General features: G+C 70.1%; 15 protein-coding genes. 7 read left to right on the forward strand and 8 right to left on the reverse strand.

Annotated features, from left to right (window positions below):
* Positions 1 to 34 precede the first annotated feature (34 nt).
* Positions 35 to 1,909 carry an MFS transporter gene (locus OSC30_RS05580; RefSeq protein WP_267170856.1) on the reverse strand — a complete coding sequence of 625 codons (1,875 nt, stop codon included), beginning with the start codon at positions 1,907 to 1,909 and terminating at the stop codon, positions 35 to 37.
* A 223-nt stretch (positions 1,910 to 2,132) separates the two neighbouring features.
* Between OSC30_RS05580 and OSC30_RS05585 the strand changes: the two genes are divergently transcribed.
* Entirely contained in the window at positions 2,133 to 2,546 is a 414-nt protein-coding gene (locus OSC30_RS05585) for a TonB-dependent receptor (RefSeq protein WP_267170857.1), read from the forward strand.
* Position 2,547: 1 nt separating this feature from the next.
* On the opposite strand, the gene purD is transcribed toward OSC30_RS05585, so the two are convergent.
* The 6 genes from purD to OSC30_RS05615 all read right to left on the reverse strand — a co-directional run bounded on the left by purD (position 2,548) and on the right by OSC30_RS05615 (position 11,091).
* On the reverse strand, positions 2,548 to 3,831 hold the full coding sequence (gene purD, locus OSC30_RS05590; protein ID WP_267170858.1) for a phosphoribosylamine--glycine ligase: 1,284 nt from the start codon (positions 3,829 to 3,831) through the stop codon (positions 2,548 to 2,550).
* A gap of 152 nt (positions 3,832 to 3,983) precedes the next feature.
* Entirely contained in the window at positions 3,984 to 5,363 is a 1,380-nt protein-coding gene (locus tag OSC30_RS05595; protein ID WP_323374197.1) for an AMP-binding protein, read from the reverse strand.
* Positions 5,364 to 5,495: 132 nt separating this feature from the next.
* A complete protein-coding gene (gene tsaC / locus OSC30_RS05600; protein WP_267170859.1) occupies positions 5,496 to 6,068 on the reverse strand; it encodes an L-threonylcarbamoyladenylate synthase type 1 TsaC in 573 nt (190 codons plus the stop codon).
* Between the two features lie 2 nt (positions 6,069 to 6,070).
* A complete protein-coding gene (locus OSC30_RS05605; RefSeq protein WP_267170860.1) occupies positions 6,071 to 8,563 on the reverse strand; it encodes a DNA topoisomerase I in 2,493 nt (830 codons plus the stop codon).
* A 176-nt stretch (positions 8,564 to 8,739) separates the two neighbouring features.
* The gene (dprA, locus tag OSC30_RS05610) at positions 8,740 to 9,882 is read right to left on the reverse strand and encodes a DNA-processing protein DprA (RefSeq protein WP_267170861.1); all 1,143 of its coding nucleotides are present in this window, start codon (positions 9,880 to 9,882) and stop codon (positions 8,740 to 8,742) included.
* 81 nt (positions 9,883 to 9,963) lie between these two features.
* Positions 9,964 to 11,091, reverse strand: coding sequence for a LysM peptidoglycan-binding domain-containing protein (locus OSC30_RS05615; RefSeq protein WP_267170862.1), 1,128 nt, complete (start codon positions 11,089 to 11,091; stop codon positions 9,964 to 9,966).
* Between the two features lie 189 nt (positions 11,092 to 11,280).
* On the opposite strand from OSC30_RS05615, the gene def reads away from it, so the two are divergent.
* The 5 genes from def (at position 11,281) to OSC30_RS05640 (ending at position 17,292) form a co-directional block, all read left to right on the forward strand.
* Entirely contained in the window at positions 11,281 to 11,790 is a 510-nt protein-coding gene (gene def / locus OSC30_RS05620; RefSeq protein WP_267170863.1) for a peptide deformylase, read from the forward strand.
* Positions 11,787 to 12,716 (forward strand): methionyl-tRNA formyltransferase, encoded by a 930-nt coding sequence (fmt, locus tag OSC30_RS05625; RefSeq protein WP_267170864.1) that lies wholly within the window; start codon positions 11,787 to 11,789, stop codon positions 12,714 to 12,716. The genes def and fmt overlap by 4 nt, the downstream gene beginning before the upstream one ends.
* Before the next feature lie 187 nt (positions 12,717 to 12,903).
* Positions 12,904 to 14,199: a 16S rRNA (cytosine(967)-C(5))-methyltransferase RsmB gene (rsmB, locus tag OSC30_RS05630; protein ID WP_267170865.1), complete on the forward strand. Its 1,296-nt coding sequence runs from the start codon at positions 12,904 to 12,906 to the stop codon at positions 14,197 to 14,199.
* Between the two features lie 70 nt (positions 14,200 to 14,269).
* On the forward strand, positions 14,270 to 15,994 hold the full coding sequence (locus OSC30_RS05635; RefSeq protein ID WP_267170866.1) for an ArnT family glycosyltransferase: 1,725 nt from the start codon (positions 14,270 to 14,272) through the stop codon (positions 15,992 to 15,994).
* Positions 15,991 to 17,292, forward strand: a complete 1,302-nt coding sequence (locus OSC30_RS05640) for an O-antigen ligase family protein (protein WP_267170867.1) — start codon at positions 15,991 to 15,993, stop codon at positions 17,290 to 17,292. Before OSC30_RS05635 ends, OSC30_RS05640 begins: the two co-directional genes overlap by 4 nt.
* Here OSC30_RS05640 and OSC30_RS05645 read toward each other — a convergent pair.
* Positions 17,255 to 18,022, reverse strand: a complete 768-nt coding sequence (locus OSC30_RS05645) for a glycosyltransferase family 2 protein (RefSeq protein ID WP_267170868.1) — start codon at positions 18,020 to 18,022, stop codon at positions 17,255 to 17,257. The genes OSC30_RS05640 and OSC30_RS05645 overlap by 38 nt on opposite strands.
* Positions 18,023 to 18,127: 105 nt before the next feature.
* On the opposite strand from OSC30_RS05645, the gene OSC30_RS05650 reads away from it, so the two are divergent.
* A complete protein-coding gene (locus OSC30_RS05650) occupies positions 18,128 to 19,171 on the forward strand; it encodes a CDP-glycerol glycerophosphotransferase family protein (RefSeq protein ID WP_267170869.1) in 1,044 nt (347 codons plus the stop codon).
* Positions 19,172 to 19,191 lie beyond the last annotated feature (20 nt).

Here is a 19,191-nt window from a genome sequence, read left to right on the forward strand (position 1 = left end):
CAAGTGGGCTCCTGCAAAAGTAAGTAATCGACCTTCAGGCCAGTGTGCCGCGCAGTTCGCGCACGCGCGTTTCCAGCAGGTCCAGCCGCAGCCGCTCCGGCGCGACCGGCGCATCGACCACCAGCTCCACTCGCGCCCGGAAGCGCCGCGGCAATCGCCAGCGCCCGAGCCGCGTGTCGCGCCGGCTCCATACGCTGCCCCACAAGCCGCGCAGCGCCATCGGCACCACCGGCACCGGCCGGCGCTCGAGGATGCGCAGCAGGCCCGGACGGAACGGTGCGATCTCGCCATCCGCGGTCAACCCGCCCTCGGGGAAGATGCACACCAGCTCGCCGGCCGCCAGCGCCTCGTCGATCGCCTCGTAGGCCGCCGCCAGCACCGACGGATCTTCCTTCTGGCCGGCGATCGGAATGGCCCTGGCGGTGCGGAACACGAAGCGCAGCAGCGGGATATGGAAGATGCGGTAGTACATGACGAAGCGTGCCGGCCGGCGCAGGTTCGCCATCAGCAGCAGCGGGTCCATGAAGCTGACGTGGTTGCACACCAGCAGCGCCGGCCCTTCCTCCGGCACGTGGCGCATGCCTTCCACGCGTACCCGGTAGAGCGCGTTGACCAGCACCCAGGTGATGAAGCGCATCGGGAACTCGGGCACCAGCGTGAAGATGTACGCCGCCACTGCCACGTTGAGCAGCGCCGCGGCGAGGAACGTCTCCACCGCATCGAAGCCCAGCGCGCCCAGGCCCAGGCCGAAGCCGGCCGCCAGCACGATCAGCAGCGCGTTGACGATGTTGTTGCCGGCGATCACGCGCGAGAGCTGCTCGCGCGGCGCGCGCGCCTGCACGAAGGCGAACAGCGGCACCACGTAGAAGCCGGCGAACACGCCGATCAGGGTGAGGTCCAGCGCCACCCGCCAGCTGCCCGTGCCACGCAGGAAGGCCAGCCAGTCCAGCCCCTGCGCCAGCGCCACGCCGTGCCGCGCGAAGTACAGGTCCACGCCGAACACGGTCAGCCCGAACGCGCCCAGCGGTACCAGGCCGATCTCCACCCGCTTGCCGGACAGGCGCTCGCACAGCAGCGCACCCACGCCGGTGCCGATCGAGAACAGCGTCAGCACCAGCGTGTTGACCGAACCGTCGCCACCCAGCGTCTCGCGCGTGTAGTTGGGCAGCTGCGCGATCAGCACGGTGCCGAAGAACCAGAACCAGGAGATGCCCAGCACCGCGTTGAACACCGCGCGATCGCACCGCACGATGCCAAGCACGCGCGCGGTTTCGCTCAGCGGGTTCCAGTTGAACTTCAGCGCCGGCGCCGTCGCTGGCGCCGGCGGAATCCGCCGGCTGGCCAAGTAGCCGGCCACCGCTACGGCGATGGTCGCGCCGGAGGCCAGCCACGGCCCGACGCCTGCCACCAGCATCAGCGAGTTGCCGGCGATCATGCCCACCAGCATCGCCAGCTGCGTGCCCATCTCCACCAGCCCGTTGCCGCCGACCAGTTCGCCCGGCTCGAGCGCCTGCGGCAGGATCGCGTACTTGATCGGGCCGAAGGTGGTCGAGTGCATCCCCATCAGGAACAACACCACCAGCAACAGCGTGGTGTCGTGGGTGTGGAAGCCGATCGCCGCCAGCGCCATCGCGCCGATCTCGAACAGCTTCACGGCGCGGATGATGCGCGTCTTCTCGAACTTCTCCGCCAGCTGCCCCGCGCTCGCCGAAAACAGGAAGAACGGCAGGATGAACAGCGCCGGCGCCAGGTTGGTGTAGAGCGACACGCTGTGGTCGTCCAGGCCCATCTGGAAGGCCACCAGCATCACCAGCGCGTTGCGGAAGGCGTTGTCGTTGAACGCGCCCAGCGCCTGGGTCCAGAAGAACGGGGCGAAGCGGCGCTGGCCGAGCAGGGTGAATTGGCTCATGCGGGTCCTGGGCTTGGAGCTGGCGCTAGCCTAGCCTGAAAGCTCGCCGTGGCGGGCCGCCCGCTCGAAGCGTTGCGGGCCGGTACGGATGGGCATACCTTGCGCCGGGGAAGGTGCCGCCGGGCGGCGTCGCGGCGGTCGCGCATGCCGGTGAGACCTTCCGCGGCGCTCGCGGCGCCCGCCAACCAGGCGTCCGTGTTTCGAGAGGGGAACACCGATGGACATGAGCCGGAGATACCTGGTCTGGTCGCTGAGCTATGCCGCCCTCGGCATGGCGCTGGGCATCTACATGGCCGCCTCCCACAACCACGGGCAACTGGTCACCCACGCCCACGTGTTGATGGTCGGCTTCGTGTTGTCGCTGGTCTACGGGATCATCCACCGGTTGTGGCTGGATGCACCGCGGCGCGCGGTGGCAATGACCCAGTTCGTGCTGCACCAGCTGGCCGCCGTCGCGTTGCTGGCCGGCCTGTTCATGCTCTACGGGGGCAAGGCGGGCGAGGAGACGCTCGAGCCCCTGCTGGGCATCGGCTCGGTCGGCGTGCTGGCCGGCATGCTGCTGATGCTCTACATGGTGCTGCGACCGGGCCGGGCACGCAGCGCCGAGCCGGGCGCACCGGACCAGGCGGCCGCCTGATTCAGCCCCGCCGTAGCGCGCGGTGCGCGATGTCGCGCCGGCAGAACGCGCCGTTGAAGTGGATTTTCGACGCCGCCTCGTAGGCGTGTTCGCGCGCGGCGGCCAGATCGCTGCCCAGTGCGCAGACGGTCAGTACGCGGCCGCCGGCGGTGGTCACGCGGTCCTGTTCGTCGAGCCGGGTGCCGGCATGGAATACCTTCACGGTGGGAGCGAAGGTCCCATCCAGGCCGCCGACGGGATCCCCGCTGCGCACGCGGCCGGGGTAGCCCTCGGCGGCGACCACCACGCCGATCGCCGGGCGGCTGTCCCACTGCACGCGGGTGTGGTGCAGCTCGCCGTCCAGCGCGGCGTCGATCAGGTCGACCAGGTCGGACTTCAGGCGCAGCATGATCGGCTGGGTCTCCGGGTCGCCGAAGCGCACGTTGAATTCGATCACCCGGGGCGTGCCGGACGCATCGATCATCAACCCGGCATAAAGGAACCCGATGAACGGCGCGCCCTCGGTGGCCATGCCGCGAAGGGTCGGTTCGATCACCTCTTTCAGGATGCGCCGCTCGACCGCCGGGGTCACCACCGGCGCCGGCGAGTAGGCGCCCATGCCGCCGGTGTTGGGCCCCATGTCGCCCTCGTCGCGGCGCTTGTGGTCCTGGCTGGAGGCCATCGGCAGCGCGTGGCTGCCGTCGCTCATCACGATGTAGCTCGCTTCCTCGCCTTCGAGGAATTCCTCGATCACCACGCGCGCCGACGCATTGCCGAACAGGTGGCCGCCGAGCATGTCGTGCAGCGCCTGCTCGGCGTCGGGCAGGGTCAGCGCCACGACGACGCCCTTGCCCGCGGCCAGGCCGTCGGCCTTGATCACGATCGGCGCGCCATGCTTGCGCACGTAGGCCAGCGCCGCGTTGAGCTCGTTGAACACCGCGTAGCGCGCAGTGGGAATGTTGTGGCGGAGCAGGAAATCCTTGGCGAAGGCCTTGGAGCCTTCCAGCTGCGCAGCGATCGCGCGCGGACCGAAGATGCGCAGGCCGGCGGCGCGGAAGCGGTCGACCACGCCGGCGACCAGCGGTACCTCGGGCCCGACCACGGTCAGTTCGATTTTTTCGGCCTTGGCCAGCGCGAGCAGCCCGTCGAGGTCGTTCATGGCCACGTCGGCGTTGCGCACGCCGCGCTCGCGTGCGGTGCCGGCGTTGCCGGGGGCCACGATCACCTCGCTGACCCGCGGCGACTGCTTGAGCTTCCACGCCAGCGCGTGCTCGCGCCCGCCGCTGCCGATGACCAGGACCTTCATGCGCTCTCCCGAAGCGTGTGGTGCGCCCCGTGGCGCAGGCGCGCATTGTAGCGGTGGCGACGCGATACGTCGGGTGGCCGTTCGTAGGGCGGGCTTCAGCCCACCGACTTCCGACGCAGACCGGTGGTGGGCTTCGGCCCACCCTGCAGGCCCTACGGGTGCGGGTGGTGGCGGACGAGCAGGTCCAGCAGGGCGGCGCGCGGCAGCTTGCCGGTCTCGTTGCGGGGCAACGCGTCGACTTTCAGCAGCGGGCGCGGCAGGAAGACCGGGTCGATCGCACGGCGCAGCGCGTCGAGGATGGCGTGCTCGTCCAGCCCCGGCGCGACCGCCAGCGCGGCGATGCGGTGCACGCCCAGGGTGTCGCCGTCGTCGAGCTGGAACACCACGCCATCCTGCACGCCGGGGATGGCCAGCAGGCGGCGGGTGAGGTCGCCGAGCGAGGCGCGCTTGCCGGCGATTTCCAGCATGTCGGCCTGGCGCCCGCGCAGGCGGAAACCGCGGCCGTCGGCGGACAGGCTGACGATGTCGGCCAGCAGCCGCGGCGCATCCAGTTGCGGCGCATCGACCTGGGTGCCATCCGGCTGCGGGTGCAGGTGGACGTCGGGATAGAGCCGCCAGTCCGCCTCGATGGTGGTACGGCGACTGGCGAACACGCAGGTTTCGGTAGAGCCGAACACTTCCTGCAGCGGCGCGCCGAAGCGCTGCTCCGCCGCCTGGGCCAGCTCCGGCGGCATCGGCGCGGTCGCCGAGACCATCGCCGCCAGCGGCGGCAGCGCGATGCCCGATTCGACCAGCGCGCGCAGGTGCACTGGCGTGGTCACCAGCACACGCGGCGCCGGCAGCCCGGCCAGCGCAGCGGCCACGTCGGCGGGAAAAAACGGCCGTCCCGCGTGCACGCCGACGCCGCCCAGCAGTGGCAGCAGCACGCTCATCTCCATGCCGTACATGTGCTGCGGCGGCACCGTGGCGACCACGCCGAAGCGTGCACCGACCGCCGCGTGCAGCATCGCCAGGTTGCCGGCGTTACTGGCGTGGAAGCTGCGCCAGGTCTTCAAGTTGGCGCTGGGCGTGCCGGTGGAACCGGAGGTGTAGCCGATCGCCACCACCTGGTCTGCCGGAATCTGCGGCCAGCCCTCGTCGCCGGCAGCCGGCTCCGCCGACAGCATCGGCAGCCGGTGGTAGTGGGCCGGCGCCGGGTCGAGCGTCTGCTCGCCGATGGCGTAACAGCCCGGGTGCGCAGCCATCACCTCGTCGACCGCCTGCGGCGCGCGCGAGGAGGGCAACAGGTTTGTCTGGCCGCGCAGCACGATGGCGCAGAAGGCGACCAGGAAGGCGTAGCGGTCCTCGCACAGGTTCACCGCGGCGCTGGCGCCCGGCAGCGTGACGGCGGCCTGGCGCACGTGCGAAAGGAACTGCGCCGCGCTGACCGGGCGGCCATCGCGCCAGGCCAGCACCCGTTCCGGCGTATCCGCCTGCAGCAGCGCCAGGCGCTGCGGCGCCTCACGCTGGAAAGTGTCGTAAACGATGGCCAAGCCGCTTATCTCCAAGTTCGCCATGCGCCAGACGCACACAGCATGGCGACCGGCCGCTGCAAGCCGGCGTGAAGCACGCGTGTGCTGCTGTCCACCGCAGGCCCTCCAGCGGCCCGTGGCGCCCCTGGACGCTCAGGCGCGGATGATAGCGCCGGTGATGGCATCGCGGATCATCGTGGGGCGCTCCTGGCCGCCCAGCGGGCCATCGAGCACGCCATCGAGCGCGTCGCCGAAATAATCGAGCGCCATCTGTGCGCTGCGAGCCGGCGGCAAGCCGTGCGGATTGGCGCTGGTGGACACGAGGGCGCCGCCGTAGGCGCGGCAGAGCGCGGCGGCGGGCGCATGGGCGGTGACCCGCAGTGCGATGCCGGCATGCGCCCCGGCCACCCAGGCCGGCACGGCCGCGCTACGCGGGAAGATCCAGGTGTTGGGCCCGGGCCAGCTGGCCTTGACCTGAGCCATCACTGCGGCGGACACCTGCGCCAGGTCGATGTAGCGCTCGACCTGGTCGAAATCGGCGGCGATCAGCAGCACCCCCTGGGTCGGCGGGCGTTGCTTGAGCGCGAACAGTCGATCGAAGGCGGCCTGGTCATGCGGATCGCAACCGAGGCCGTAGACCGCCTCGGTCGGGTAGGCCAGCACGGCGCCGCCGTGCAGCGCCGCGGCCGCGGCGTCGCATTCGGGCAGGGTGTAGCGGGTGGTCATGCTCAGGCGTCGGCCTTGCCGGTGGTCTTTTTCGCGGCCGCCTTTTTCGTGGCGGTCTTCCTGGCTGTTTTCCTGGCGGCGGCCTTCTTGGTGGCGGTCTTCTTTGCCGGCGCCTTCTTGGCGGCGGCTTTCTTCGCCGCTGGCGCCTTCTTCGCGGCGGCTTGTTTGGTGGCCGTCTTGCGCGCGAAACGACCCTTCTTGGCCGGTGCGGCGGCGAGCAGCTCGATGCACTGCGCCTCAGTCAGCTCTTTCGGTTCCTGGTCCTTGGGGATGCGTGCGTTCTTCTCGCCGTCGGTGATGTAGGGACCGTAGCGGCCGTTGAGCACCTGCACACCGTTGCCGAAGTCGGCGATCACGCGGTTGGCCAGCATCTCCAGCTTCTCGCTGACGATCTGCAGGGCGCGCGGCAACTCGATGGTGTAGGGGTCGTCCTCCGGCTTGAGCGAGGCGTAGGTGCTGCCCTGCTTGACGAACGGACCGAAGCGACCGATGCCCACGCTCACCTCGTCGCCGTTTTCGGCGCTACCGAGCTGGCGCGGCAGCTTGAACAGCTCCATCGCCTGCTCCAGCGTGATGGTGTGCATGCTCTGGCCGGGGCGCAGGGACGCGAACTGCAATTTCTCGTCGGTGTCCTTGTCACCGATCTGGGCGTACGGCCCGTAACGGCCCAGCCGCACAGAGACCGGCTTGCCGCTCTTCGGATCGGTGCCCAGCTCGCGCGCGCCGGTGGCCTCGCTGCGATCGACCGATTCGGTCTTTTCGTCGACCTGGGTCTTGAACGGCTGCCAGAAGCGTTCCATCAGCGGCACCCAGGCTTCCTCGCCACGGCTGACCGCGTCCAGCTCGTCCTCAAGCCTCGCGGTGAAGTCGTAGTCGACGTACTGGTTGAAATGCTGGGTCAGGAACTTGCCCACCGCGCGGCCGACGTCGGTCGGCTTGAAGCGGCGGCTGTCCAGGAACACGTATTCGCGGTTCTGCAGCACCTGGATGATGCTGGCATAAGTGGACGGGCGTCCGATGCCGTACTCCTCCAGCGCCTTGACCAGGCTGGCTTCGGAGTAGCGCGGCGGCGGCTCGGTGAAGTGCTGGTCGGCCAGGATGTCGGAAAGCGCGACCTGCTCGCCCTTGGCCAGGCGCGGCAGCCGACGGGCCTCGTCTTCGTCCTCGGCGGCCTTGGTGTCGCGGCCTTCCTCGTACACCGCCAGGAAGCCGGGGTCGACCACCGTGGTGCCGGTGGCGCGGAACCCGGCCGGACCACCGGCAGCGTGGGGCAGATCGAAGTCCACCGAGACGGTGTTGAGCGTGGCGTGGATCATCTGGCAGGCGACCGTGCGCTTCCAGATCAGCTCGTACAGCTTGCGCTGATCGTCGTTCAGGAACGCGGCCACCTGGCGCGGCGTGCGCATCGCCGAGGTCGGGCGAACCGCCTCGTGCGCTTCCTGCGCGTTCTTGGACTTGGTGCGGTAGACCTGCACGCCGTCGGGCAGCGCGCGCTGCCCGAAATCGCGGCCGATCAGCGCGCGCAGTTCGTCGGTGGCCTCGTTGGACAGCGCGGTGGAGTCGGTACGCATGTAGGTGATCAGGCCGACGTTGCCCTCGCTGCCGAGGCTGACACCCTCGTACAGGCCCTGGGCGATCTTCATCGTGCGGCTGGTGCCGAAGCCGAGCTTGCGCGCCGCTTCCTGCTGCAGGGTGGAGGTGGTGAACGGCGGCGCCGGGCGACGCTTGCGCTCCTTGGAAGCGACCTCACTGACGGTCAGGTGGCCGCCGGCGGCATCCTTGAGCGCGCCGCGCGCGGCCATCGCATCGGCCTCGTTGGTGAGGTCGAACTGTTCGAATTTCTTGCCGTTGAGCCGGGTCAGGCGCGCGCCGAAGTCACCGTCGGCGTGCTTGAGCTGGGCCTGCACGGTCCAGTATTCGCGAGCGACGAAGGCCTCGATCTCCTCCTCGCGCTCGACGATCATGCGCAGCGCGGGGCTTTGCACGCGGCCGGCGGAAAGCCCGCGCTGCACCTTGCGCCACAGCACCGGCGAAAGATTGAAGCCGACCAGGTAGTCCAGCGCGCGGCGGGCCTGCTGGGCATCGACCATGTCGTACGAAAGGTCGCGCGGCGAGGCCACCGCGGCCTTGATCGCCTTGGGCGTGATCTCGGAGAACACCACCCGGTGCATGCGCTTGCCGTCGGTCAGGCCGCGTTCCTTGAGGATCTCGCTGATGTGCCAGGAGATCGCCTCGCCTTCGCGATCCAAGTCGGTCGCGAGGTAGATGTCGTCGGCCACCTTGGCCGCCTTGGCGATCGCGTCGACGTGTTTCTCGTTGCGCTCGATCACCTCGTACTTCATGGCGAAGCCGTTGTCGGTATCGACGGCTCCCTCCTTCGGCTTCAGATCGCGCACGTGGCCGTAGGAGGCCAGGACCTGGAAGTCCTTGCCGAGGTATTTGTTGATCGTCTTGGCCTTGGCGGGCGACTCGACGATGAGGAGGTTCTTGGCCATGGGGGAGGGGGGTTCCGGAAGCGGTCCGTGCCGCCGGTTGGCGGGCACACTCTTTATTAGTTGAGCCATGCGCCAGCGGGAGCTGTCAAGCCGGATCGCGTGAATCCGCGATGCGGCGCGGGTTCACGCGGCATCCCCCGACGCCGCGCGGCGCCGGCCCCGGAGCCGTCGAACCGCTACGCCAGGCACTGGTAGCGGTTGCCGGGCAGGCTCTGCACCTGCCCTTCCAGCTCCAGCATCAACAGCATGGATGCCAGTGCGGACGGTGCCAGGCCGGTACGTGCGGCCAGTTCGTCGAGCGTGGCCGGATCATGGCCCAGCGCATGCCGCAGGCGCCGCTGGTCCGGCTCGGCCGAAGGAAGCGGCGGCGGCCGGTCCGACGGCGACGCGGTGCCGGCGGCCTCGTCCGTGGCCAGCCGCGCCGCCAGCTCCAGCCCCAGCGCACGTGCGGCCGGCACCAGCGCCTCGACCAGCTCGGCCGGCGCCTCGACCAGCCGCACGCCCTCGCGGATCAGCCGATGGCAGCCGCGCGCCAGCGGGTTGTGCACCGAGCCGGGCAGGGCGAATACCTCGCGGCCCTGCTCGCCGGCCAGCCGTGCAGTGATCAGTGAACCGGATTTCAGCCCCGCCTCGATCACCAGCGTGCCCAGCGACAAGCCGGCGATGATGCGGTTGCGCCGCGGGAAATGGTCCGCCCGCGGCGCGGTGCCGGGCGGAAACTCGCTGACCAGCGCGCCGTGCGCGGCGATCGCCTGCGCCAGTGCCTGGTGCTTGCGCGGATAGACCACGTCCGGGCCGGTGCCGACCACCGCGATGGTGGGCGCGCCGGCGTCCAGTGCGGCGCCGTGGGCAGCGCCGTCGACCCCATCGGCCATGCCGCTGGTGATGACAAAACCGGTCTGCGCCAGCGCGAGCGCAAAGCGGCGTGCCTGCGCCAACCCGTTGGCGGTGGCACCGCGCGCGCCGACCACGGCCACCTGCGGGCGCAACAGCAGGCCGGCGTCGCCGGCCACGAACAGCGCCGCCGGAGCCTGCGCGATCTGTTCCAGCGGCGGCGGGAAGTCGGCGTCGGTGCAACGCAGCAGGCGGTGGCCGGGCGCGGCGAGCCAGGCCAGGTCCGCCGCCAGGCGTTCCTCGTCCGGCCGCTTCAGCCAGCCGCGCGCTGATGCGTCCAGGTTTGCCGGCGCGTGGCGCAGCCCGGCCAGCACGGCTCCGATGTCGCCCGCTTCGGCGGCCAGCCGCTCGCGCAGCCAGGCAGGCCCGAGGCCGGGCGTCCGCAGCAGGACCAGCCAGGCGCGTAGTGCATCCGTGTCACTCATCCGGCCAGTGTAGGTTCGCGCCAACGAAAAACGGCGCGGCCAAGGCCGCGCCGTCGTGTCGGGGAAAGCCGAGCCGAAACCTTATTCAGGCATCGCCAGGCGCGCCCCGCGGTGCACCGGGCGCAGGCCGTCCATCACCAGGCCGTAGCTGACCCGGTCGAAGGTGCGGAACACCATCACGTGGCCGGCGAACTCGTCCGGCAAGGTGACGTTCTCGCCGCTGCCGCGGCTCCAGCTGCTGCTGGCGACGTCGTCGTGGATGGCCTGGCCGGGCTCGAACAGCGCGTAGGTCTGGCCGTTCTCCACGCCATCCTTCGCACCGATCGACAGCGCCACCACCTGGCGCCGGCCGGCCGCGGCCATCGCGTCGGCGAACGCGATCACTCGCGCGTTGGCCGGCACCGACTGCGGCGCGTGCGGGTAGTAGTACGGGTCGTAGGTCGGGCCATCCAGCGGCAGCACGCGGTCGCCGGCGCGGATTTCCTGGGTGGCGTCGAGCAGCAGCAGGGTCGACGGATCGCCACCGCGCAGCGCCTCGGCGGTGCCGATCACGCTCACTTCGACGCCCAGATCCTCGCCACGCCCGACATGCCCGTCGTCGCGGAAATCCTCCGCCCACGGGGTGCGCACCATCGCCACGTTGCTGTCGAGGGTGTGCGCGACGACTTCGTTCCCGGCATCGTCCGCGTCATCCTGCTCGAAACCGCGGTAGACGTGGGTCGGGCGCACGATCGCCCAGCGCTGGCCGGGCGCGCTTTCCAGCCCGCGCACGTACAGGTTCTGGCCCACTGCGCCGCGCAGCCGCGCCTCTTCGAAACCGACCACGTAGGGCGCCGAACTGACCGCGTTGGAATCCATCACCCGCATGTCCTTGAGGAACATGCGCAGCTGGTCCAGCGGGATCGCCGGCACGGCCTGGCCTTCGCGGTGCACGCTGGGCTCGAGCTTGAGCCGCGGTCCGTTGATGAAGGACAGGTTGAGCACGTCGCCCGGATAGATCAGGTGCGGATTGCGCACCTGCGGGTTGGCCTGCCAGATCTCCGGCCACAACCAGGGCTTGGAGAGGAACTTGGCCGAGATATCCCACAACGTGTCGCCACTGCGCACGGTGTAGGTGTCGGGATGATCGGCACGCAATTGCGCACCGGCGGCGTACACGGCCACGGTGACCAGCATGCCGGCCAGCAGCCCGATGGACTTCTTGATCATATAAGGGATTCCCCTACCCCCGAGGCTCGGGCGAGTGTAACCGAATGGTGAAGGCCCGCAACCGGGTGCAGTTGGCAAAATCGCCTGCCGCACGGGAGCTTGCCGCCGTACAATGAGGCCCATTCTAGTTTGCGCCGGGGCTTTCGTTTCGCCGATTCGCCCGCATCTGAGGCGCCTGAGGTGAAGATCATGTCCGTGCTTTCCATCCTTGAGTTCCCCGACCCCCGGCTGCGCACGCAGGCCACGCCGGTAACCGTGTTCGACGCCGAGCTGAAACAGTTCGTCGCCGACATGTTCGAAACCATGTACGCCGCCAATGGCGTCGGCCTGGCAGCGACCCAGGTCAACGTGCACAAGCGCGTGCTGGTGGCCGACATGAGCGATGAGCGCAACCAGCCGCTGGCGTTGATCAATGCCGAGATCGTCGGCAAGGAAGGCACCCAGGTGTACCAGGAGGGCTGCCTGTCCTTCCCGGGCATCTATGCCGACGTCACCCGCGCGCTGAAGGTCACGGTCAAGGCGCACGATGCCGAGGGCAAGGAGTTCACCGTCGAGGCCGAGGGCCCGCTGGCGGTGTGCATCCAGCACGAGCTGGACCACCTGGCCGGCAAGGTGTTCGTCGATTATCTGTCGCCGCTCAAGCGCAACATGCTGCTCAAGCGCCTGGAAAAGCAGCGCAAGCAGGCGGCCAGCGCTTGAGGATCGTCTTCGCCGGCACGCCGGAGTTTTCCGTCCCCTGCCTGGAAGCCTGCCGCGCCAGTGGCGCACAGGTGGTGGCCGTCTACACCCAGCCCGACCGCCCCGCCGGCCGCGGGCGCAAACTCGCTCCCGGCCCGGTGAAGCAGGCGGCGCTTGCCGCCGGGCTGCCGGTGGAGCAACCCGAATCGCTGAAATCGCCCGAAGCGCAGGCCGCGTTGGCTGCCTACGCGCCGGACCTGATGGTGGTGGTCGCCTACGGGCTGATCCTGCCGCGCAAGGTACTGGCAATCCCGCGGCAGGGCTGCTGGAACGTGCACGCCAGCCTGCTGCCGCGCTGGCGCGGCGCGGCGCCGATCCAGCGCGCGATCCTGGCCGGCGATGCGCAAAGTGGCGTCGACCTGATGCAGATGGAGGCCGGCCTGGACACCGGGCCGGTGTTGCTGGAAAAGCGCACGCCGATCGGCCGCGACGACACCGGCGGCACCCTGCATGATCGGCTGTCGGCCCTCGGCGCCGAGGCGCTCGCCGAAGGGCTGCGCCGCACGCTGGCCGGCGAAATGCTGGCCGCCACGCCCCAACCGGCCGAGGGCGTGACCTATGCCCACAAGCTGGACAAGGCCGAGGCGAGGCTGGACTTTGCGCGGCCGGCGATCGAACTGGAGCGCACCGTGCGCGCGTTCGATCCCTGGCCGGTCGCCGAGGGTGCGATTGCCGGCGAGCACGTACGGATATGGAGTGCGCGGGCGATCGAGCGCGGCCACGATTCGGCGCCCGGCGCGGTGCTCGCCGCCAGCCGGGAGGGCATCGAACTGGCCTGCGGCGAAGGCGCCCTGCGGGTGACCGCCCTGCAGCGCCCGGGCGGCAAGCGTATCAGCGCCGCCGACTACCTCAACGCCCGTCCGGAACTGCGCGGAGCCTCCAAGTGAACACGCTGTCGCTCCCCTCCGGGGAGAGGGCTGGGGTGAGAGGCCAAGGCTTGCGGGCAGCTGGATCCGGGGCGGACCGCGCTTTTGCTCTTCAGGTCGAGCGCGACCGTCGTACCCACAGAATTTCGGGCAAGCCCCGCCCCCTCACCCCAACTCTCTCCCAGCGGAGTGGGAGCAGGTGTCGGCCATGACCGATACCCGCGCCCTGGCCGCCACCGCGCTGGCCGATATTGCGCTGCGCGGCATGTCGCTGCGCGAGGCGATGGAACGGCACGCATCCAGGTTGCCCGATCCGCGCGACCGTGCGTTGCTGATGGCGCTGCTCAGCGAAGGCGCGCGCTGGTGGCTGCGCTTCGACCCGGTACTCGACCGCCTGCTGGCACAGCCCTTGCGCCGCAAGGAGCCGGCGGTGCACGCATTGCTGATACTCGGCATCGTGCAGCTGGAGATTCTCGAGCTCAGCGACTACGCCGCCGTCGCCGCCACGGTCGAGGCCACCCGCGCACTCAAGCGCCCGCGCCTGGCCGGGCTGGTCAATGCGGTGCTGCGCCGCTGGCAGCGCGAACGGGTCGGGCTGCTGGCGGCGCTCGATGCCGCGCCGCAGACGCGCCACGCGCACCCGCCGTGGCTGGCCGAAGCGATCACCCGGGACTGGCCGATCCACGCCGAAACGGTGATGGCGGCCGACAACCTCGAACCGCCGCTGATGCTGCGTGCCAACCGCCGCGTCACCACCCGCGAGGCGCTGCTCGAACGGCTGCACCTGGACGGCCAGACCGCCACCGCGCACCCCTGGCTGACCGACGCCATCGTGCTGCCGCACAGCGGCGACGTCACCCGTCTGTCCGGCTTCGCCTCGGGCGAGTTCGCGGTGCAGGACGGCGCCGCCCAGGTCGCCGCCGACCTGCTCGACCCGCGTGCGGACCAGCGCGTGCTCGACGCCTGCGCCGCGCCCGGTGGCAAGGCCTGCCACCTGCTCGAACGCGCCGCTCTGGCGCTGACCGCGCTGGATGCCGAGCCGTCGCGCCTGCGCCGGATCGGCGAGAACCTGCAGCGGCTGGGCCTGCACGCCGAACTGCTTGCCGGCGACGCCAGCGCCCCCGACACCTGGTGGGACGGCCAGCCGTACGACCGCATCCTGGTCGATGCGCCCTGCTCGGCCACCGGCGTGCTGCGCCGGCGGCCGGACGTGCGCCTGCATCGGCGCCAGAGCGACATCCCCACGCTGGCCGCGTTGCAGCAACGCATCCTGCTGGCGCTGTGGCCGCTGCTCAAACCCGGCGGCCGGCTGGTCTACGCCACCTGCTCGCTGCTGCGCGCGGAAAACGAGGCCTCGGTGCAGGCTTTGCTGGCGGCCGCCGGTGACGCGCGCGCGGTGCCCTTCACGCTACCGACAGGCCAGCCTGCCGCGGTCGGCTGGCAGATCCTGCCCGGCGATGGCGACCTGGACGGCATGTACTATGCCGTCATCGAAAAGCAGTAACCCAAACAGCTCAGCACCTGGTAAGCCCGTCCCGGTTACAACGCCCAAGCTGACTGGCACAGATCGCTCCATGTCCCTTCCCCATGCAAGCTCACTGGACCGCCGCCGCTTCTGGCTGCTGATGCTGATCGCCCTGGTAGTGATCGGCGCCGGCATCGGCATGCGCGATCCATGGCCGTCCGACGAACCGCGCTACACGCTGGCAGCCAGGCAGATGGTCGAGGGCGGCGACTGGCTGTTCCCGCATCGCGGCAGCGAGCTGTACGCGGACAAGCCGCCGATGCTGATGTGGGCCGAGGCGATCAGTTTCGAGCTGGTGCGCAACTGGCGCATCGCCTTCCTGCTGCCATCGCTGCTGGCCGCGCTGGGCACGCTGGCGCTGGTCTATGACCTGGGCCGCCGGCTCTGGAGCCGGCAGGTCGGCCTGTATGCCGCGGCGGGCCTGCTGCTGGCGTTCCAGTTCGTCTACCAGGTCAAGCGCGCGCAAATCGATCCGCTGCTGATGCTGCTGATCACCGCGGGCAACTGGGGCCTGCTCAGGCACATGTTGTGCGGGCCTCACTGGCGGGCGTACTGGCTGGGTTGTTTCTGCGCCGGCCTGGGCGTGATCACCAAGGGCGTCGGCTTCCTGCCATTGCTGCTGCTGTTGCCGTACGGGTTCGCGGCAAGGCGCGGCTGGGACGGCGTCGTGCGCATGGGGCCGGGCCAGGCACTGCGCTGGTGGCTGGGCCTGCTGGCCATGCTGGCGGCGATCGCGCTGTGGCTGGTGCCGATGCTGCTGGCCGCCGGCGCGCGTGACGGCAACCCGGCCTATGCCGCCTACGTGCAGGACATCCTGTTCCACCAGACCGCCGATCGCTACGCCAACTCGTGGGGGCACATCCACTCGCCGCTCTATTACATCCCGATCGTGCTGTTCAGCTGGTTGCCGCTGTCGCTGACCTATCCCGGCACGCTCCCGCGCTGGTGGCGCGCGCTGAAGGCGAAGGATGCGCGGCTGCTGCTGCCGGTGGCCTGGGTGGCGCTGGTGCTGGTGTTCTTCTCGATCCCGGCGGGCAAACGCGACGTATACATCCTGCCGGCGCTGCCGATGCTGGCGCTGGCCACGGCGCCGTTCCTGGAAGAACTGCTGCAGGCGCGCTGGCTGCGCGCGGCGGGACTGGGCTTCATCGGATTGCTCGGCACGCTGCTGCTGGCGGTGGGCGCCTATGCGCTGCTCGCGCATCCACGCTTTGCCACCGATTGGGCCACACAGCGCGAGTTCGACGATGGCGGCAGGGCGCTGTTCGGTTGGCTGACGGCCATCGGTGCGAGCCAGCTGGCGCTGGTCGCGGGATTGCGACTGCGCGGCGCGGTGTGGGCGGTCAGCGGCGCCATGGCCGTACTCTGGCTGGGTTGGAGCATCGGCATCACGCCGCGGTTGAACGATTCGAGCTCGTCCGCGGCCCTGATGGCGAAGGTGCGCGCGCAACTCGGGCCGGGCGACCAGCTCGGCCTGGTGGCCTGGAAGGAACAGAACCTGCTGATGCTCGATCGCCCCGCGGTGGATTTCGGTTTCAGCCAGCCATGGACACGGCAGTACGCCGACGCCGTCGCCTGGCAGGCAAGCGACCCGGCGCATCGCTGGCTGTTCGTGCAGCAAGCGGCGATGGGCGAGTGCGTGCTTCGCCAGCGTGCGGTCGACCTGGGCCACGCCAACCGGCGGCAATGGTGGTTGTTCAAGGCCGGCGCCGTGGTGCCTGGCTGCCTGCCCGATGCCGATGCCGAAGCGGCCGACGCCAGGGTGGGCGAATGAGCGGTGCAAGCAAGGCCCTGGGCGGCACCGGAGCGACGCGAGCCGCTTGGCGCGCCTGGCCGGACTGGACACTGTCCGCGTTGCTGGCGTTGTTGCCGCTGTCGTTCTCGATCGAACTGGACATCAAGGCGTTGCCGGCGGCGCTGTTGTTCTTCAGCGGCCTGGCGCTGTTGTGGCGTGCACCGGTGCGCCAGGCCTATCGCGCCGCCGCCGGGGTGATCGGTGCTTCGTTGTTGTTGCTCGCCGTCGATCTGGCCAACGTGTTGTGGCACGGGCTGGGCTGGCGGCCGCTCGACCACGCCGCGCACGTGCTGCTGTATCTGGTCGTGGCCGCGGTGTTTGCGCGGCAACTTTGCATGACCGTGGTGTGGGTCGGCTTCAGCCTGACCGCGATCGGACTGGGCGCCGTCTGCCTGGCACAACACTACGTGCTGGGCATCGACCGGGCCTACGGCCTCAACGGCGGCGGCTCCAGCGCGATCGAGTGCGCCACGCTGCTGCTCGGACTGGCCCTGCTGGCGCTGGTGCGCCTGCTGCACGAGCGCCCGTGGAGCTGGCGCTGGTGGCTGCATGGCGTAGGGATGGCGCTGGGCATGTACGGCGCGTTGCTGACGCAAAGCCGGGGCCCGTTGCTGGCGTTCGTGCCGGCGTTCCTATTGGTGCTGCTGGTGCAGGCCCGCCGCAGCGGTCGCTGGCGCTGGAGCCTGGCCCTGGGCGCCGCCGTCTGCCTGGGCGGCGTGGTCGCCACCGTGTCGCTGCATGGCGCGATGCTGGGCCGTTTCACCACCATCCAGAAAGAGGTGGCCGGCTTCGACCAGGGCGATCCGGACGGCTCGATCGGCGAGCGGCTGGAAATGTGGCGCACGGCGCTCAGTGCATTCGCCGCGCACCCGCTGGACGGCATCGGCATCGACCAGTACGCGGCCTACGCCCAGGCCGAGATCGGCGCCGGACGCAGCGACCCTTCGATCGCCCGCTACAACCAGCCGCACAACGAATACCTGCGCGCACTGGCCGCCGGTGGCGCGCCACTGCTGCTGGCGGTGCTGGCGATGTTCGCGCTGCCATTGCGCTACTTTGCCCGCCGGGTACGCCATGCCGACGGCACGATCGCCGCCACCGCCACGGCGGGCCTGGCGATCGTGGTGCTGTATCTGTTGTGCGCGTTGGGCGAAAGCGTGTTCTACCGCGTCATGTCGCAGTCGTTCTTCTTCTTCCTGGTACTCGGCCTGGCGTTGCGGGTGGGCTACCTGGAACGCCTCAGGGCCGCTGGCCGCGCTCCAGCAGCCACAGCTTGAGCGCCTTGCGGCGCACGTATTCCACGCGTACCAGCGCGTAGACAAGCCCGCGCCAGCCGTCCAGGAATCCACCGCGCAGCACATAGCCGCGGACGAAGCGCCACCAGGGGTTGAGCAGGATGTGCCGCAGCCGCGCGCGCTTGCCGCGCGCGTACTGGTACTCGGCCATCATCTGCGCATAGCGTTCCTGCTTGGCCAGCTGTTCGGACAGCGAGCGGTACGGGTGGTGTTTCAGGTTGCCCGCTAGGCGGTGCACCGGGCCGTCGACGCTGACCGCCTCGTGGATCTCCCGGTCGCCGCGCCAGCCGCCACGGCGGCGGTCGAAAAGGCGCAGCACGCGGTCAGGATAGGCGTTGCCGTGGCGCAGGAAGGCACCGAAGTATTCGGACAGCCGCGCGAAACGATAGCCGGCCGCGTCCCCGAAACCGCCGGCGCACGCCGCCTCGATGCCCGCGCGCAGCGTGGCGTCGACCCGCTCGTCGGCATCCAGGCACAGCACCCAGTCGTGCCGCGCCTGCTCCACGGCAAAGGCCTTCTGGCTGCGGAAGCCGTCGAACGGGCGTTCCAGCACGCGCGCACCGTGCGCCGCCGCGCGCGTGCGGGTGTCGTCGGTGGAGCCGGAATCGACCACCACCACCTCGTCGCAAAACGCGAGCGAGGCCAGGCACTCGTCGATGCGGTCGGCCTCGTTGAAGGTGATGATGCAGGCGGAGATCGGGGTGAGGGTCATCCGGAAATCGACGGGTTGTGCGTGGGAAGCGGGCCCGTCCGGGACGGCGGCATTCGCGTGGGCGGCCCCGGCATAATGCCAGTTTGTTGCCGTGTGATGCCCCCGATGGACTCGTGCCTGCTGTTCGCCACCGAACTCTACGCGCTGCCGATCCTGCGCCCGCTGGCTGCGGCGGCGCGGCGCGAAGGCCAGCGCGTGGGCTGGGTCGTGCCCGAGACCGTGGCCGGCTACCTGCGCGGGGACGAAACGCGGCTGCGCTCGGCGCGCGACGTGCGCGCCCTGGCACCGCAGGCGGTGTTCTGTGCCGCAAACTGGGTGCCGCCGGCGTTTCCGGGCGCCAAGGTGCAGGTGTTCCATGGCTTCAACGCGGAAAAGCGCGAGCCCGGTCGTGGCCACTTTCGCCTGCGCGGCTTCTTCGACCTGTACTGCACGCAAGGGCCGGCGACCACCGCGCCGTTCGAGGCGCTGGCGCGCGAGCATCGCTACTTCGCGGTGGCCGAAACCGGCTGGCCCAAGCTCGATCCGCTTTTCGCGCCGCCGCCGGGCGCGCCCGACCTGAACCCTGCCGACGGCAAACCGGTGGTGATGTACGCGGCCACCTTCACCGAATCGCTCAGCTCCGCGCGCGCCATGTTCGATACGCTGCGCGGGCTGACCTCGCGCGGCGACCGCCACTGGCTGCTGACCCTGCACCCGAAGTGCGATCCCGGGCTGATCGCCCGCTACCGGACACTGGAGGGCCCGTACGCGCGCTTCTTCGAGTCGGACCGGCTGCTGGACATGCTGCGCGCCGCCGACGTGCTGGTCTGCGACACCTCCTCGGTGATCGACGAGTTCGCGGTGCAACTCAAGCCGGTGGTCACGCTGCGCAATCGCCGGCCGAAGCCCTTCATGCTGGACGTGCAGGAGCCGGCGCAGGTGGACGCGGCGATCGACACCGCGCTGTCCCATCCGCCGGTGCTCGGGCGGGCGCTGGCCGAGCACGCCGCGGCCACGCATCCCAGCCGCGACGGCCGCTCCAGCGAACGGGTACTGGCGGCAACCGCACGCCTGCTCGCCGGCGATGGCGGCCCGCTGGCGCGCAAGCCGCTGAATCTGTGGCGGCGCTGGCAGGCCTCGCGCGACGCACGCGCGCTGCTGCCGGGCTGATCCTGTCGCTCGGGTGCGAA

Origin of the sequence: Frateuria hangzhouensis (genome assembly GCF_026410505.1) — a bacterium.
Lineage (GTDB): Bacteria > Pseudomonadota > Gammaproteobacteria > Xanthomonadales > Rhodanobacteraceae > Frateuria_A > Frateuria_A hangzhouensis.